Genomic DNA, 17412 nt, shown 5'->3' with positions numbered 1-17412 from the left:
TCCTCGTATTGCCATTCATCACCCCGAAGTGTTTTCCAACCCTTAGACATCATTTTTCCAAACCTTATGTCGTCAGCCTGCGGTAAATATCCGCCACCTTCAGCGGCAACTTCTTCACATCGTCGATTTCCACCCAATTGGCGTGCCCGTACATGTGCGGCAAATAATCTTTCCCATGCTTGTCGATGGTGATGCAAAACGGATGAATCCCGGTGCGCCGTGCCTCAAACAAGGCTTGGCGCGTGTCTTCAATGCCGTATTGGGTGTTGTAGATGTCGAAATAGTCTTCCGGTTTGCCGTCGGACAGCGTAATCAGCAAGCGGGTTTTGGCGTCGATAGTGTTGAGTTTCTGGCTCAAATGGCGGATCGCCACGCCCATGCGGGTGTAATCTTTCGGCACAATCCCGGCAATCCGCGCTTTGGTGTCCGCGTTGTACGGGTCTTCAAAAGTTTTGATGCGGTAGATTTCGCAGCGCTTGCGCCCAATCCCGGAAAAGCCGTAAATGGCGTAGCGGTCGCCGAGGGTTTCCAGCACTTCGCACAGCATCACCAGTGATTCGCGGATCGCATCATTGATCCATCCCTTGGTGCTGCCGCTCATATCAACCATCAACATCACCGCGATATTGCGGTCGGCGCGATGCTGGTGCATGAACAGCTTATCGCTCATTTCGCGCCCATCGCGGCAATCGGCAAGCGCTTCCACCAGCGCATCAATGTCCACGTCATCTCCCTGCACTTGGCGCTTGAGCAAGCGGTTTTCATCACGCATCGCCTCGAAAGTACGGCGTAAATGTTTCACCATGCCCTGATGTTTTTGCAGCGCCAATCCGACATAGGCGGGGTCTGCGGGGGGAATGTCGATCTCGCGCAACACGCACCAGTGCTTGCGGTAATGCTGGCGGGCGTTGTCCCATTCGTCGTAGAGGAACGCGCCATCTTCGTGGTAAATGCCTTTCCACGGGTCGCTGTCGTTTTCTTTCTTTTCATACAGCGACGGGTCGTATTCGCCGGGGCCTGCGGGAACCAGAAACTCCGGCGGCACATCGCCCCAGTCGAGCATGATCGACGTGATCAGGTCTTTCACCTCATCCGGCGGCGCAATCGGCTTGTCATCCAGCGTCAATTCAAAACCCGCCCCCTCCAACGTCTCTTTCACTTCAAATTCCGGCGGAGTAGCCACTTCTTTCTCTTCCTCCCCCTCTGAGGGAGAGGGGGTTGGGGGGTGAGGGGTTTCCCCCAACTCTTTCAACATCTCCGCCAACTTCACCCGCAATAGAATCTTTTCGCGTTCCATCCGCGCCAACATACAAGCGCTAATGGCTTCGGGATTAAGCGCAGGCTGATAAATACGCTGCGGGAAGTCCCTATGCAACACTTGCGGAACCAGTTCCAGCACATCTTGCACGGTAGCATCAGGGGATTGCAAACGCGGAAATTCCACCCCTTTTACACCATCCAAGCGCTGCATATCCCGCCACAACCCCGGCAATTCCCGCGCCAAACAGCCTTCCAAGCGCAGCGTATCGAGCGCATGAAACGCCGCTAACGCCTGTTCCTTATCGGGGTAAGCGTCAAACGCCGTGGCAAAATCCACCCGAAAACTGCCGAAGCGGATTTGCGCCCACATGAACGCCACCTGCGCCTTACACAGCAGGAAATTGTCTTTGGCCTTTTCCAAGCGGGCGGAAATGTTCGGCAAGTACAGCGTTTCGCTGTCGGTGTAAACGCTTTCGCCCTGCGCCAGCTTGAGCCGCCGCCCCGACAAACCGCACACGAAGGTGGACAGGATCGGTTCCACCTCCTCAAACGTGACGCCTTCCGCCAGTGTGTGGGTATTGGCAAGGAAACTGTCCACTTTCTGGATCACTTCCAACGCAGGACGCAAGCCCAAACGGTCGAAGGTATCTGCCGCCCGCACTGCCCACGCTTCAATCACGCGGCGTTCCATCTTGTCGAGCGCGTCCACCACGCGGATGGTGAATTCGTGGCTGATGTAAACGTTGGTGCTGTTGAGCCGTGCTGCCCAACCGAGGATAAAATCCTGCGTGTCACGGTCAAGCGGCCGCAGCCCTTCCGCCAGCTTTTCAACTTTGAGGAAAGTGAACTCAATTTCGTAAAGCGCTTCCAAATGCAGCAGCAGCGCATCGTAGGAGCGGGGAAGCCATGCAGATTTCATTTAAAACAACGCGCCAATCAGTTCATTAATCGCCGCGATCATGTCGCTGTCATCGGTCAACGCCAATGCCACTGCACCTTGGCACGCGGCACGCGGTTCCACGCCTTTGGCAATCAGTTTACCCGCGTGTACCAGCAAACGGGTCGACGCACCCTCTTCCAAGCCATTGCCTTTGAGGTTGCGGGTCATGTCGGCGAGTTTCAGCAACTTGTCGGTGGAAACCACATCCAACCCGGTTTCGTGGATGATGATTTGGCGTTCCAAGTCGTGCGTGGGGTAATTGAATTCGATGGCGACAAAACGCTGACGGGTCGACTGTTTGAGTTCCTTCAGCACGCTTTGGTAGCCGGGGTTGTAGGAGATGGCGAGGCAGAAACTTTCCGGCGCTTCCAGCAATTGCCCCAGCTTTTCAATCGGCATGATGCGGCGGTCGTCGGCAAGCGGGTGGATCACCACCATTGTGTCTTTCCGCGCTTCGACAATTTCATCGAGGTAACAAATGCCACCAGAACGCACCGCACGGGTCAACGGGCCATCCACCCACACGGTTTCGCCGCCTTTCACCAAATAACGCCCCACGAGGTCGGAAGTGGTCAAGTCATCGTGGCAGGAAACGGTGATCATCGGGCGCTGGATTTTCCACGCCATGTATTCCATGAAACGGGTTTTGCCGCAGCCGGTCGGGCCCTTGAGCAACACTGGCAAATGGCTGCTGTAAGCCGCTTCAAACAGGGTGACTTCATTGCCAACCGGGACGTAATACGGCTGTTTTTCAATGGTGTAAGTCGATGGGTCGTGGATACGGGCGGTATTCTCCACTGCTGGCTCCTGTGGTGTGTGCAATTGGAAGCCAAGATCATAACAGGTGCAGGAATGGCAGGGTATTTCCCCAATGCCTTATGTCAGGAAAACTAGAACCCTCATGCCACCAGTGGTAGCGTATACCCCATTAGCAAACCCAATAAGAAAAAAACAATGATAACGATAGCTGACACCGAAGTTGATCTTGCCCCACCACCTGCGCAAGATAAAAACCTAGACATGGTACGCAACATCTTGCTGGGCGAACATGCCCGCGAGAATGACCGCCGTCTGGCCTCACTGGAACGTTTCGTCAAGGTATGGACTAATTCTGTGCGCGATGAAATGCGTAAAAACCACGACGCCATGAACCATGAAATCCACCTGATCCATGACCTGTTGGCAGAAGAATCCCGCGCCCGCATTGGCGATGCCGGTAATGCCCGCAAGCATTACGAACAGGCGGGAAAAAACATCGACAGCCTGTTCCGCCAATTGCAGCACACCCAAGATGCCTTTGCCCAACGCTTGGAACAGCAGCGCGAAGACATCCTCGGGGAAATCAAGCAAGCAGCAGAACAACTGCGCAATGACAAGATTGACCGCAAAGCCTTGGCTGCCCTGCTTGACAATGTGACCCGCCAATTGACCTTAGACGCCGTGTAAGCCATGACAGTGGGGACACCTGACGTTGTGCAGTTGCGCCGCCTGCTTTTCGGGAAAGATTACGACGAATTGCTGGCACTGAAGGAGCAGTTTGAACAATCTGACAAATACAGTGCCAGCGTCGCCAACATCATTTCCGAAGCGCTCACCCTGCGCGGGTCGCAGGACAATTCCCTGTCCGACGCCCTCGCGCCGACCATTGAAAACGCCTTAACCCAGTCGATCTGCAATAACCCCAAACGTTTTGCCGACGTACTGTACCCGGTCATGGGGCCTGCCATCCGCAAGTCCATCAACCAAGCCTTGAGCGAAGCGCTGGAAACCCTCAACCAAGTGTTGGAAAACAGCCTGTCGTTGCGCTCGTGGAAATGGCGTTTCGATGCATGGCGTAGCGGGCAAACTTACGCCAAGGTCGCGCTGCTCAACACGCTGGTTTACCAAGTGGAACAGGTATTCCTGATCCATCGGGAAAGCGGTTTGCTGTTGCAACACGTCGCCTCCCCGCACGCCATCAGCAAAGACCCGGCAATGGTTTCCGGGATGTTGACCGCAATCCAAGATTTCATTGCTGACTCGTTCGCGGTCAACCAAACCGACACCTTACGCACCTTGAGTTTGGGGGAATTGACCGTACTGCTGGAACACGGCCCCCACGCGGTATTGGCAATGGTGGTACGCGGCACAGTTCCGGCAGATTTACCCAATTTGCTGATGGAAACGGCGGCGAATATCCACCGCCAATACGCCCCGGCATTCAAAGCCTTCAACGGCAATACGGAAGCCTTTACCGCGACCGAAAACCTGTTGGCAGATTGCCTGAAATCACAGCAACAGCATGTGCAAAAGCGCCCCCCCTGGCTGGCACTATTGGTATTGCTAAGCTTGGTGGGTGCGGCTAGCTACTTGCTTTACCAGCATTACCAACAGCTAGCGCAACAGGAAGCTGAAGCCAAACAAGCGCAACAACAGGTGCTGCAAACCCTGAATGAGCGCCTGCGTGAATTGCAGACCCACACCAGCGAACTGCAAAATTCGGTTACTACCCTGTCAGACCAGCAACGCCAACAGCTACGGCAACAAACCCAACAAGCGCAGCAACTCACCACCGCAGCGCAAACCATCAGCAAGCTTACCCAGCAGATTGAAGCCAGTACTTACCCGTTTGAAGCAGGCAAAGCCGATGTTGGATTAGACGACCCGATGCTGCTGCAACTCGGCAAGACCATCCGTGAATTAATCCAAGCTGCCCACCAAACCGGCAAAACCCCGCAAATCCTGATCGCGGGCAATGCTGACGACAGCGGCACTAACGACATTAACCAGAAACTCGCCGAACTGCGTGCTGAAAACCTGCGGGACGCACTGGTGCGCGGCGGCGTACCGGCTTTCGCCGTCGTGGCTTACAGCGCCAAGCAAGCGGGACAACCCGCCACCCTACAGAAAAACGAACGCAGCACCAGTTACCGGGTGACACTTTTTTAAGGGCAACACTGATGATACAGAAAAAAATATGTCTGCTCGGCTCGTTCTCGGTGGGTAAAACCAGCCTGATCAGCCGCTACGTCAACAGCCTGTTCAGTGAAAAATATCTCACCACCGTCGGCGTCAAAATCGACAAAAAACAGCTCACCCACGACGGCAACGAGCTATCGCTGATCATCTGGGACATTGCAGGGGAAGACGATTTCACCAACATCCGCACCGCTTACCTGCGCGGCATGGCGGGTTACATCATCGTCATTGACGGCACGCGCCAAAACTCCTACGACGTTGCCCTGTCGATACACGAGATGGTGAAACAACACGTCGGCGAACTGCCGATGGTTTTCGCCCTCAACAAAGCTGACCTCAAACCCCATTGGCAGGTCGATGGGCAACACATCCGCCCGCTGGAACAATTCGGCTACCCTGTGCTGGAAACCAGCGCCAAACTCGACAACGGCGTGGCAGACATCTTTCTGGCGCTGATCAAACAATGGGGGTCAAACCATGACTAAGCTGTTATCCGCCATCTACGACTCGCTCAATATCGTGGTCTTCGTGCGCGAACCCAACGGGTGTTTCACCCTGCACAACCCCGCCCCCGAATGGCTGGTGTTTTTCTTGGGCAAATCCTCCTACCCGCAAACCTGCGACCTGCCCGAGCTATTCCCCTACCTGACCTGTTTCATGGATGATGCGGAACAGCACTGGCACGAACACCTCGCTACTCCGCTGGCTTCCGGCTCGTGGATCGAAACCGACGAACTCGGCAACGAACTGGCACTCGAAGCCACCGCCGTGTGGGTAGACGACCACGCCGTTCTGCTCCTGCAAAACTTAGGGGAAAAATACCGCCAAGAAGTCAGCCGCCTGCAACAAGTGCGCAATGGCCTGCTGACCCAAGAAAAGCTCGAAAACGAAGTGCAAAAACGCACCATCAAGATCAAACAGCGCGAAGAAGAAATCGCCATCAAATTGGTCAGCGTTACCAGCTACCGCGACGAAGAAACCGGCGCTCATGTACGCCGCATCGGGCTTTACGCCGCCGCGATGGCAAAAGCGCTCAACTGGCCTACCCAGCAAATTGACGACATCCGCATTGCCGCACCCATGCACGACCTCGGCAAGATCGGCATCCCCGACAAAATCCTGCTGAAAAAAGGCAAGCTCACCAACGTTGAATTTTCCATCATGAAACGCCACACCGAAATCGGCGCAAAAATGCTGCAAGATGCCAACATCCCCGCGCTCGACATGGCGGCAGAAATCGCCTTGTGCCACCACGAAAAATGGGACGGCTCCGGCTATCCGCGTGAACTCAAGGGCGAAAACATCCCCATTACCGCCCGCATCACCAGCATCGTGGACATTTACGACGCCCTCGTGCATGAGCGTGTCTACAAAAAAGCCATGTGTGAAAAAGATGCTATTGCCCTGATGAGCAGCATGGCGGGTTCGCACCTCGACCCGGAACTGTTCGCGGTGTTCCTCGAACTGCTGCCGGTGATGCGGCGCATCCGCACCGAAGTGCATGAAATCAAGGATTTGATAGTGTCGTATTAAGCGACCGTGCAAATCTCAAGTTCAACCTGTGATTTGCACGCAACACTGTCCTGTTTGGGGCAGATTGCAAAAACAAAATCACTGACCAGAACGGACTAACCGCACAGGGAGAACAACGTAGCGGTTGTCCCAATCGCCGTCACCGTCGTAAAAGTCAACATACCAAGCGAAGGACGCACCATTTTCTGTGGACGACCAATACCAGCTAGCTAGAGTATCTGGAAACGCTGTTTGGTCAATCGTCGGCGTTTGGCTGTTATCCACAAGCGTTTTCAACTCCTCAATGGTTGGCATCCGCCAATCATTGTAGCTAGCGAAGCTGCCCCCCTTACCGAACATCGACATGGCGTCATCCCATGTAAAACTGGCAGGTTCACCACTACAATCTGCTCCACTTTGCCCTTCACTGCACCGTTTCCACATTAGCTTGGTTTGGGTATCCGTCACCGTGCCGTTGTTGTGGATAATGTAGCGACCTGGCACGCTGTTTTCCCTCACCCCAACCCCTCTCCCGCCAAGCGGGCGAGGGGCTAAAACAGCAACCTCTCGCTCCCCCTCGCCCGTTTCACGGGAGAGGGGGTTGGGGGGTGAGGGTTCTCCCACATGATGCCCAATCGCCTCCAGTAATACCCGCCAATCCCGTGCCCCACAAAAATCCAGTGCCTGCAAATGCCGAATCCATGTCGGGCGTATCATCTTTTCTGCCAGCACCGGAACAATTGGAATACCGAGTTCTTTCGCCATATCCACTTCGCTAGGAACCCATGTGGATGTTCGGACTTTTTCCGACAAGACCAATACCATCACATGGCTGCTTTCCAATTCGAGGTCTAACTTGTGGAACCACGGATCACCGGGTTTCAGCCCGATGACATCACGGAAAACAGCAAAGCCAGCCGCTTGCAACTGCTGCTGGATTTCGGCGGCAAGGTTTTCGCCGTGGCTGCCATCGCGGGCATAACTGATAAAGGCTTTGGGCATGGGGTGCGGTTGCCGGGTGAAACTGATGCTGCATTAATAGCAGACTGAGGGCGGGATGTGAACCAATGGCGCTAATCCATCAACACCTTCTGGAACGCCGGAGTTGCATAAGTCGCAAAGCTGCCGCCGCTACGCCAGATAAAGAACGCGGCAAGCCCGTGTTGCTCGGCGAACACCTTGCCCTTGTCTTCGCCCAGTGCCATCAGCAAGGTGGCGTAACCGTCTGCCATGGTTGTTTCCGCTGCCAACACCGACACCGATGCCAGTTTGTGCTCAACGGGATACCCGGTTGCCGGGTCAATCGTGTGCGAATAGCGTTTGCCGTCTTTGGTGAAAAAGTTGTGGTAATCGCCCGATGTTGCCAAGCCTGCATTTTCTAAACGCACGCCCTTTTGGATGGCAAGCCCGTTATCCTGCGGCTTTTCAATTGCAATCTGCCAGGCATCACCACGCGGACTAAGCCCACGGGTACGGATTTCACCGGCAATTTCAACCATGTAATTGTGGACACCCAGCGATTCCAGATACTGCCCGGCCTGATCGGCGGCAAAGCCATCAGCGACGGAAGCCAATTCCACCAGAAGGTCTGGCTGGGTTTTACGCAAGGCGGGAGGATCAAGGCGTACCTGTAATTTCTGGTAGCCCACTTTTGCACGGGCGGCATCAATCGCGGCCTGATCCGGCACGACACCCTTTTTATCGACTGCCGAACCGAAACCCCACAAAGTAATCAATGGGCGGATAGTGACATCGTAAACCCCATTGCTTTGCTGGCTGAACTGCAAGGTGCTTGTCACCAGCTTCGCCAATTCAGCGGAAACCGGGAACCAATCCTCACCCTGATGCGCATTGAAGTTGGAAATTTCTGACCCCTTATCCCACGTCGCAATCAGTTTGCTGCTGTGGAAAAAGGCTTGGGCAATGCCCGCGCTGAGTGCCGTTTCATCCAGACCCGCCGGTGGGTCGCTGATGGTCGCGTGCCACGATGCCATCCCCGCCATGCCTTCAAGCTGCATCCCGGACTGGCGCTGAGCGCCACCCAACAGCAGCCACGCCCCCACTAACAAGGCCAGCACGAGGGCTGGCATCCATTGTTTCCAATTCAAACGCATACAGGGTGTACCGTGTTAGGCCGACGTACCAGGCGCGGCAGAATCTTTGCCACCGGACGGGCTGGTAAACTTGTCATTCAAATATTGGACAAAACGGTCGGTAGCATCGCGGATACCATCCAGCCGTCGACGGGTGCGCCGGTTCCAACCCGCTGGTGAGGTTTGGAAGATGCTGCGCCAAAAGCGCGTGCTTTTCTTGAAAGCCGCCGCCAAATTACCGTAAGGCTCTTTCTGGCTCAGGCGTTCTGCCATGCGCTTTGCCAATTTCTGACGGATCAGGAAATGCAGCCCCACCGCAATCAATACCGGGATGGCAATACTCACGCCCGTAAAGAAGGTATTCCCCCGCAAAGAAGCCAACCACGGTGGGTTAAACAGCAAGCCTTCCCAGTAACCGAATTCAATGCTCATCGCCAGCAAGGCAACCGCCAAAGAACCTAGCCCGACGACATCGCCGACCAGTACTTGCACTTTCCAACGCTGCAATGCCTCGCGCAAGCGCGGGACAGCCTGTTGTTCAATCTGGTTGGCTTGCGATTCCATTGAGCCGACGATGCGGTAAACGCGCTCAATATTGACGCTATCTATGCGTGCCATGATGCGCTTGTAATCGGTATCACGCTTGGCGACATAACGCGCCCACACGTTTTCATCCGGCACAGGCACTGCTAGTTTATCGTTGAACAGGATGTGGAAACTCCCCGCCGACAACCCTTGCTGCACCAAGGCTTTCTGCCACGAAGACACGATGTCTTCCAGATTGTCTTCCCGCGCGGAGGTATCAATCTGGTTGAGGATGAACATGAATTTGCTGCCATCGGTACGGCGTATCGAACCTTTGACTAGGTGCTCCAGCGTGTCCTGCATCGCGCCCGGTTCCGGGTGGCGGGCATCGAAGAATACCAACACCAAGTCCGACAGTTCGATAATGTGGTCGGTAATGCGCAGGGTGGCCTTGCGTTGTTCGTCAGCGTCAAACCCCGGCGAGTCAATCAGGATGCGCCCGCGCAGCTTTTCACTGGGGGCTACTTTCATTTGCAGGTAGTTATCAATCCGCGCCCCTTCACCAGCGGAAACGTGTTCGATTTCCTCGCTGATCTGATAAAACGGGAAACGCGGGTCGCCATCCAGTGCCACACCCGGCAAGGTGCGCACTTGCCCATCGGGGCTAAAGGTAATCACGGTAAAGCGGTCATCCACCGCCTGATTGCCAGTACGTTGCAGGTCAACGCCCAAGTAGGTGTTAATGAAGCTGGACTTACCGGCAGAGAATGTCCCCAAAATGGAAACCAAAGGCCACCATGAAATCTGGGTGGCGTAAGATTCCCCGGCAGTCAACAAGCCAAGTCTTTGGGCAACGGCATCCAATTCGCGGTATTGGTTAACGGCTTCAACCAGTACCGGGTTTTCTCGCTTGAGATGCTCCTGCAAACGCTTCAGGCGTTGCTCCATTCGCTTGGCTGGCGTCATAGCTATCCTCTTGTTGCACTCGCAAGTACAGGTTCTTGTAATGTGTCCGCAGCACTGCGCCCGTCTTTGGCGGTTGCTGCATCGGTGGGTGTTGCCGGAACGGTTGCCGCATTGTCTGCGGGAGGCACAGCGACTGGCTCCACAGCTACGGCGGCGGCAGGTTGCGGCTGCTGGGGTTGTTGTTGCGCAACAGGTGCTGGCACTTGTACCCCAACGGCTGGCTGCTGCCATCCATAATAATTGTTGTAATACGGTGTGGCGGTAGCCGCAGGTGGCGGAACCACATAGGGCGTGGTTTTGTCGTTACCAAACGGGCTGAACTTATTGAACATTTTCATCGGCCCGGAAATGTTCTTGTTCATCGACCACATGTCATGCTGCATATTGTAGGTTGAAACCGCCATGTTCTGGGTGGAGGCATTCATCTGCTGGATGTTGCCCGCCATGTCCTGCGTACTGGTGTTCATTCCCACAATATTGTTAGTCATCTGATCGGTGGAATCCACCAGACTAGACATCTGCTGGTTCATGGTATTCATCGTACCGGAGATGCTACCCATATTGGTGTGGACAGTTTGGCTCATGCCCGCAATCGTTTCCGTCAGCCGATGTACGTCTGTGGTCAAGGATTGGATCAAAAAGAAACCGTAAGCACAGAGGATGATGAAGGCAACCATGGCTGGATAGACAATCATCTGCAAAGTGCGCGTTACGTTGACTTGCCTTTCCTCAAAGTTCTGTAACTCATCTTCAACGTAATGCAAGTTCTGCTCCACCTCATTGATGTCTGAGGGCTTTTCGATTTTTTCCATACATGGCTCCTGTCGCGGGTGCTGCCTGAAACATCCGTTCCACCAGCTTTAACCCTAACTGTGAATGCAATACTCACGCTTTATGCAAGGCGCTCGTCATAAATCTTCCTGTTTTTCTTTGGATGGTAAAAATGTTCTTTATGCTTTTATCCGACAATAAAGGCAGGGAAGGGTCATGTCAAACCCCTAACCCTGCCTGTCACAAGTAATACTAACAAAAATTACTTGTTCATTCCTGCGTCAATTTTTTTCGCCAATTCCGGGTCAACCATATCAACATACAATTTCATGTTGAGTGCTTCCGTCGTCCGGCCTTGGGCTGCAACCTGTGGCGCGATGTCCGCGAACAGCGTTGCTGCTTGCTGGGCATTGCCTTGCTTCCAGTAAACATTGGCGAGTTCGCCTTTGTATTCCACGGAATCAGGGGCTTGCTTCAACAAGGATGTGTAAAAACCAACAGCGTTATCCAGTTCGTTACTCCAGAAGGCTTCACGTGCGGCACGCAGTAAATCAGCTTCACTGCTTGCGCCCGCAACTTCACCGGCAACCGCTTGCGGCTGGGCTGGTGCGGTAACAGCAGGTGCAGCGGCTTGTGGTGCTGCTTCTGCGGTCACGGCAGGTGCTGCAACTTGTGCAGGAACAGCAGCGGGCGCTACTTCTGCGGTAACAGCAGGCGCGGTGGCTTGTGCTGGTGCTGCTGTCGCAGCGGCGGCCTGTTGTTCAGCAGCGGCTGGCTTATGCCCAGCGGCAATTTTATAACCATTATTAGCCGTGCCGCCCAGACCAAAGTTCAGCAGGATGGCGGTCAACGCCAACACCCAAGCCAAAATGAGTGGATGTTTCATTAACCAACGTAAAATATGCATCTGAATCTCCTTTTATGTTTTATACCGGATAAAGTATCCGTCCCAATTCTTCGACTTCTGCTGCTGCCTTAGAACGGGGTTCCATTTCAAATACTGCCAAACCTTCGCTGAAAGAGCGCCGATAAGTGGTGCGCATGTATAAGCGTGGTTCGAGCAGGCGTATGTTGCCCAGCATTTGCATGGCTTCCGCCGCTTCGGCAGTTTCACGTACTGCGTGATGGGTGTCTGCGCGATTGATGACCCCGAGTATTTCCACGGGTTGCCCGCCCCGGATGTCGCTAACCATTTTCAGGAAACGCTGTGTAGACCAGACATCGGCCTGACTGGGTGCGACTGGCACAAGAATCCGGTCAGCTTTGCGTACTGCGGTTTCCAGTGATGCCATATCGGCTAAGCCCATATCAACGAGGACTTCGGTATTTTTCCCTTCTGTCCCCAGCGTTGCCGCCGTGGTAAGCGGTGCAATGGCAGGCAAATAACCTTCATCTGCGCGGATTTCAAACGCATCAGAGGTGGTTGCCTGTGGATCCAAATCATACACGACAACGTGCTTGTTGTGGCGGGTTGCTACCCACAACGCCAAATTGAACGTTACGGTACTTTTCCCGGTTCCACCTTTAAGGTTCCCAATCAGCGTAATCATCCCAACACTCACTTCATCATTACTGTTGAACGGGCGCTTGCATTTCCGGCGCAGGCGGCATTGGTTGCCCTTGCTGACCGTTTGGCATTGGCGGCATTTGACCGTAGCCCGGTGGCGGAACCCTGCCGTAGCCTTGGCCTTGGTGCTGCTGATGTTGCATCATCATGCGCGGATCAGGCTGGCCTTGCATCGGTTGCCCCATGTATTGCCCTTGCTGCGGCATCATGCCACCTTGACCACCCTGCCCCACGTTGTTTGGCATCGCAGGCATCGGGATAGCATACAAGTAATAATAAGCCCCCGGTGGCGGTAACGGCATTTGTGGAGCTGCTGGCATTTCAGGTGCTTTGCTGGCTTGCGGTTGAACTGGCGCTTCAGGTGCAGTTGGAACGGCAGGCATTTCAGGTGCAACAGGAACTGCGGGGGCTTCAGGGATAGCTGGTACTGCTGCCGCTGCGGAAGCCTCTGGTGCTTTAATACTGTCCGGCATGGCAGGCATTTCCGGCGCGGCTGGTGCTTCAGGGGCCTTCGCTTCTGTTGCTACTGGCGCGGTCGGGGCTTCAGGCGCTTTCACTTCTGCTGCCGCTGGAGCTACAGGAGCCTCAGGCGCTTTTACTTCTGCCACTGGTGCGGCTGGCGCAGCAGGCATTTCTGGTGTAGCCAGTGTCACTGCTGGGGCGGCTGGCGCAGCAGGAGCTGCGGCAACTTCCGGGGCAGCCATGGCAGGAGCAGCCGTTGCCGCAGGCGCAACTGCTGCTGGAGCCACTGCGGAAGCATCACCGACTGGCGCTGCTTGCGCACCTTCAGCAATAAAGGGGCCGGGCGGCGGCGGTGGCAAATTGTCTTCAGCCCTAACATTGGCGCTGAGCAATGCCAAGCTTGCCGAAGTGGCAACCGTGGCAACGGCAACAGCCAGTTGTTTCTTATTAAACATTTTCATCATCATTTTCCTTCCAGATTAAATATCCGTCTTAAGTTTTATTCCGCGTCTAGCTGGGGATTTTTTGCGTTCCTTCACCTCTGGCGTTTCCGGTACATCGGCGGAAACTTCCGCCTCAACGGCTTCCGGCGCATCGGCTACAGGTGCTTCCACCTCAGGGATTGCTGGCACATCGGCTACTGGAACTTCCACCTCTGGGGTTTCCGGCACAGCGGCTACGGCGGGCACGTCCACCTCTGCCACAGGTGCAGATACGACCGGCGGAGCACTTTTTACTTCAGCAACGACTGGCTTAGCTGGCTTGGGCTTAGCCGCCGCCTCTACCCGCGCCCTTGCGGCTTGACGTTCACGCTCAGCTTTTTCGTGCTTACGCTTTTTGCGTTGTTGCAGTAACTTACCGCCTGCGGCAAACCAACCTACGACGCCTTGCACAAAGCTTTTACCCAGCGAAACGCCGTACATACCTGTGTAAGTAACAACTTCTTTGCCAATTTGACCGATGCTTTTACCGGGTTTAGTAGCTTGACCTGCGCTCCCTTGCCCGCCACCGGAACCATCGGGCGGTTCACCCCCAATCGGGCAAGACCCCATTGAACGACCTGCACTGATGCAACCCAACGGGATGACCAGCAAGGTCAGCAGCGTAGCAACCGCACCCCCAAAGATCAGCGATACAGCCATCCCTTGGAAAATGGGGTCAGACAAGATCACCATCGAACCGCCGAACAACGCCAATGCGGTAATCACAATCGGGCGGGTACGTGCTTCGCAGGAATGGATCACCGCTTCCAGCACCGTTTCACCGCTCGCCACCGCTTCCCGCGCAAAATCCACCAGCAAGATGGAGTTACGCACAATGATCCCCGCTAGCGCAATGAAACCGATCATGGAAGTGGCGGTAAATTCCGCATCCATCAGCCAATGCCCCGGCACAATCCCGATCAAGGTCAGCGGAATCGGTGCCATAATGATCGCAGGCAAGGTGAAATTACCGAACTGCGCCACGATCAGCATGTAAATCAGCACCAGTGCCGCAGCAAACGCAATCCCCATGTCGCGGAAAGTTTGCCATGTCACTGTCCATTCCCCGCCCCATTCAAAGGCCGATTTGCCTTCCACGCCTTGGGGTGATTTCAGCCAGTAGGCTTCATCCACCAAACGTGTGCCATCCGGGGTACGGTAGCCTTTGCCATCATTGGCTTCCGCCAGCATGGTTTCGATTTGCCCCTGACCATACACAGGAGCTGCCAGACGCCCAACCGTTTCTGCCGTCACAAATTCAACCGAACGCAAATCTTTGCGGTAAAGCGGTTTATCCTGCTTGTCGAAAACGAACGTCCCCAACTCATGCAAAGGCACAAATTGCCCGGTGCGGTTGGTAACGGGCAGTTGCGACAAGCGGTAAATCTGTGAACGCGCACTCAGCGGAACCTGCATGACAATGCGGGTCGGGTCGATCAACGCATTTTTCTTGATGTCGCCCAGAATGAAGCCACCCATCGCCATTTCCAGCGTGCGGTTGACATCTTCGGCGGTAATACCGTTGCGTTGCGCCTTGTCAGAATCGACGATGAAACGCAGGATGTCGTGATCCTCTTCCATCATATTATCAACATCATCCAAGTTCTCGGCTTGCTCGAACATCTTGGTCATGTCGGTAGCAATCTGGCGGCGGGTGTTGGCATCCGGCCCATAGATTTCCGCCACCACCGATTGCAGCACAGGCGGGCCAGGTGGCATTTCAACCACTTGCAACTTGCCGCCAGAACCTTTCAGTAACGGTTGCAGCAAGGCGCGGGCTTCCACCGCAATTTGGTGGCTGCTGCGGTGACGGTCGTGCTTGTCAGTCAATTGCACCTGAATATCGGCCTGCCACGGCTGTTGGCGCAGGTAATAGTGGCGCACCAAACCGTTGAAGTTGAACGGTGACGCCGTACCCGTGTAGGTCTGGAGCGCGGTCACTTCTGGGATAGCCTTTAATTTGAGCGCCATGCTATGCAACAGGTTAGCCGTCACGGGCATCGCCGTGCCTTCCGGCATGTTCAGCACCACGTTGAATTCAGGCTTGTTATCCAGCGGCAGCATTTTTACGCGCACCGCCTTCATCGGGTAAAACAGCATCATGAAGGCAAAAAACACCACCACGATACTCAGCAAGAATAACCGGCCTTTTTTACGGTCTGACACCAACGGGATAATCAGGCCACGGAACAGTTTTTCCATCCGCGCAGCTTGTTTATGCTCTTTCTCCGCCGCTTCCCGCAAACTGTGCAAGGAAGGCTTGAGACGGTTAGTCAGCCACGGGGTGAAAGCAAACGCGGCGAACAAAGAAATCACCATCGCCACCGACCCCAACAACGGGATAGGCAGCATGTACGGCCCCATCATGCCACTGACGAACCCCATCGGCAGCAAAGCTGCAATGACCGTCCCGGTTGCCAGAATAGTAGGGTTGCCCACTTCGCGCACCGCATCGACAGCGGTTTCCACATCGGTATCTTCAATCAGCAACCAGCGCCGGTAGATGTTTTCCACCACCACAATCGCGTCATCGACCAAAATCCCAATAGAGAAAATCAGCGCAAACAACGATACCCGGTCAATGGTCATTCCCAGTATCCACGCAGAGAATACCGTGGTGGTAATAACCGCTGGGATAACAATCAGCACCACGCCAGCCGCACGCCAGCCGAGGAAGAACCATACCAGCACCGTCACGATGCCCGTTGCCACGAACAGTTTGAAAATCAGTTCGCTAACCTTGGCATCTGCCGTTTCGCCGTAGTTACGGGTAACATTCACATGCACATTGTCAGGGATAACCCGGCCTTTCAGGGTCTCCAGCTTATCCAACACTGCTTTGGCGACATCCACACCGTTAGTGCCGTGTTTCTTAGCAATCGCCAGCGTTACCGCTGGGGCATTGTCTGCGACTTCTTTGGCTTGCTCTTCGACTTTTTCGCCGAAGAAGAAGGCTTTAATCTTATGCAGTAAACCGTACTCACGCACTCCCGGCCCGGTGTAGTAGCCCACTGAACGGCTCGCGTCGCTGGGGCCTTCCGTTACCGTCGCCACATCCCGCACATAAACCGGACGGTTCTCAATGACCGCCACCATCAGGCGTTTCACGTCTTCAGCAGAATTCAGGAAAGCACCGCTGTAAACCTTGAAAGTGCGCTGATCGGGTTCGACTGCCCCGGTATTGCGCTCGGAATTCGCCATGCGGATCGCGCCCGCCACCTGTTCCAGCGATACCCCGAAGGTCGCCAAACGTTCCGGCAGGATTTCTACCCGTAATTCTTCGTGCCGCCCATCAACGATGAAGCTCTGACTGGTATTTGCCACTTCCCGCAGGCTTTGTAGCACATCCAGCCCCACCAAGCGCAGGTTGGCATCATCCACCGCATTCGACCACAGGGTCAGTGTTACCAAGGGCACATCATCCGCCCCCTTAGGCTTGACGAGTGGCGGCGCTGCCCCAATGGGAATACGGTCTTTATTGGATTCAAGCTTGTCGTGCAACTTGACCAGTGACGGCTCAAGTTGTTGCCCGACGATGAACTGCACCGTGACCATCGACTCTTCACGGGCAGAATAGGAATAAACGTGATCCACACCCGTCATTTCTGACATGATGCTTTCCAGCGGGCGGGAAATCAGGTTTTCCACTTCTTGCGCGGAAGCACCGGGGTAGCGGACAAAAATATCCACCATTGGCACGGAAATCTGCGGGTCTTCCTGACGGGGCGTGATCCACATCCCCAACGTACCCACGGCAAAAAAAGCCAACAGCAACAAGAGCGAGAGCGGCGAAGTAATAAACGCCTTGGCCATAGCACCAGCCATGCCCAAATTGTGCTGCGGATGGGGAGATGTATTGTGTGGAGATTCGTTCAT

The 17412-nt window shown here is 54.8% G+C and carries 14 protein-coding genes; 4 read left to right on the top strand and 10 right to left on the bottom strand.

Annotation, left to right across the window (positions count from 1 at the left end):
* Positions 1–64: 64 nt before the first annotated feature.
* Both PHE17_RS09910 and PHE17_RS09905 read right to left on the bottom strand, forming a co-directional pair.
* On the bottom strand, positions 65–2179 hold the full coding sequence (locus PHE17_RS09910) for a nitric oxide reductase activation protein (protein ID WP_301015686.1): 2115 nt from the start codon (positions 2177–2179) through the stop codon (positions 65–67).
* Entirely contained in the window at positions 2180–2998 is an 819-nt protein-coding gene (locus PHE17_RS09905) for a CbbQ/NirQ/NorQ/GpvN family protein (protein WP_301015685.1), read from the bottom strand.
* A gap of 156 nt (positions 2999–3154) precedes the next feature.
* On the opposite strand from PHE17_RS09905, the gene PHE17_RS09900 reads away from it, so the two are divergent.
* Genes PHE17_RS09900 through PHE17_RS09885 form a run of 4 tightly spaced genes read left to right on the top strand, consistent with a single transcriptional unit; the run spans position 3155 to position 6691 of the window.
* On the top strand, positions 3155–3646 hold the full coding sequence (locus PHE17_RS09900) for a hypothetical protein (RefSeq protein ID WP_301015684.1): 492 nt from the start codon (positions 3155–3157) through the stop codon (positions 3644–3646).
* A 3-nt stretch (positions 3647–3649) separates the two neighbouring features.
* Complete coding sequence (locus PHE17_RS09895) at positions 3650–5128, top strand: OmpA family protein (protein WP_301015683.1); 1479 nt, start codon at positions 3650–3652, stop codon at positions 5126–5128.
* A gap of 11 nt (positions 5129–5139) precedes the next feature.
* Positions 5140–5643, top strand: coding sequence for a Rab family GTPase (locus tag PHE17_RS09890; RefSeq protein ID WP_301015682.1), 504 nt, complete (start codon positions 5140–5142; stop codon positions 5641–5643).
* A complete protein-coding gene (locus PHE17_RS09885; protein WP_301015681.1) occupies positions 5636–6691 on the top strand; it encodes an HD-GYP domain-containing protein in 1056 nt (351 codons plus the stop codon). The genes PHE17_RS09890 and PHE17_RS09885 overlap by 8 nt, the downstream gene beginning before the upstream one ends.
* A 78-nt stretch (positions 6692–6769) precedes the next feature.
* Here PHE17_RS09885 and PHE17_RS09880 read toward each other — a convergent pair whose 3' ends face one another.
* The 8 genes from PHE17_RS09880 to PHE17_RS09845 all read right to left on the bottom strand — a co-directional run bounded on the left by PHE17_RS09880 (position 6770) and on the right by PHE17_RS09845 (position 17412).
* On the bottom strand, positions 6770–7672 hold the full coding sequence (locus PHE17_RS09880; RefSeq protein WP_301015680.1) for a DUF1566 domain-containing protein: 903 nt from the start codon (positions 7670–7672) through the stop codon (positions 6770–6772).
* 71 nt (positions 7673–7743) lie between these two features.
* Complete coding sequence (locus tag PHE17_RS09875; protein WP_301015679.1) at positions 7744–8760, bottom strand: FAD:protein FMN transferase; 1017 nt, start codon at positions 8758–8760, stop codon at positions 7744–7746.
* A 39-nt stretch (positions 8761–8799) separates the two neighbouring features.
* Positions 8800–10254 (bottom strand): dynamin family protein, encoded by a 1455-nt coding sequence (locus PHE17_RS09870; RefSeq protein WP_301015678.1) that lies wholly within the window; start codon positions 10252–10254, stop codon positions 8800–8802.
* A 2-nt stretch (positions 10255–10256) separates the two neighbouring features.
* On the bottom strand, positions 10257–11066 hold the full coding sequence (locus PHE17_RS09865) for a hypothetical protein (protein WP_301015677.1): 810 nt from the start codon (positions 11064–11066) through the stop codon (positions 10257–10259).
* Positions 11067–11287: 221 nt separating this feature from the next.
* The gene (locus PHE17_RS09860; protein ID WP_301015676.1) at positions 11288–11932 is read right to left on the bottom strand and encodes a tetratricopeptide repeat protein; all 645 of its coding nucleotides are present in this window, start codon (positions 11930–11932) and stop codon (positions 11288–11290) included.
* A 19-nt stretch (positions 11933–11951) separates the two neighbouring features.
* A complete protein-coding gene (locus PHE17_RS09855; protein ID WP_301015675.1) occupies positions 11952–12575 on the bottom strand; it encodes an AAA family ATPase in 624 nt (207 codons plus the stop codon).
* Between the two features lie 19 nt (positions 12576–12594).
* Complete coding sequence (locus PHE17_RS09850) at positions 12595–13515, bottom strand: hypothetical protein (protein ID WP_301015674.1); 921 nt, start codon at positions 13513–13515, stop codon at positions 12595–12597.
* A gap of 18 nt (positions 13516–13533) precedes the next feature.
* Positions 13534–17412, bottom strand: coding sequence for an efflux RND transporter permease subunit (locus tag PHE17_RS09845; RefSeq protein ID WP_301015673.1), 3879 nt, complete (start codon positions 17410–17412; stop codon positions 13534–13536).

It is taken from the genome of Thiothrix sp. (genome assembly GCF_028714775.1).
Taxonomy (GTDB): Bacteria; Pseudomonadota; Gammaproteobacteria; order Thiotrichales; family Thiotrichaceae; genus Thiothrix.
The sequence above is the reverse complement of the archived record's forward strand: the minus strand, read 5'-3'. Positions and strand labels throughout refer to the sequence as shown.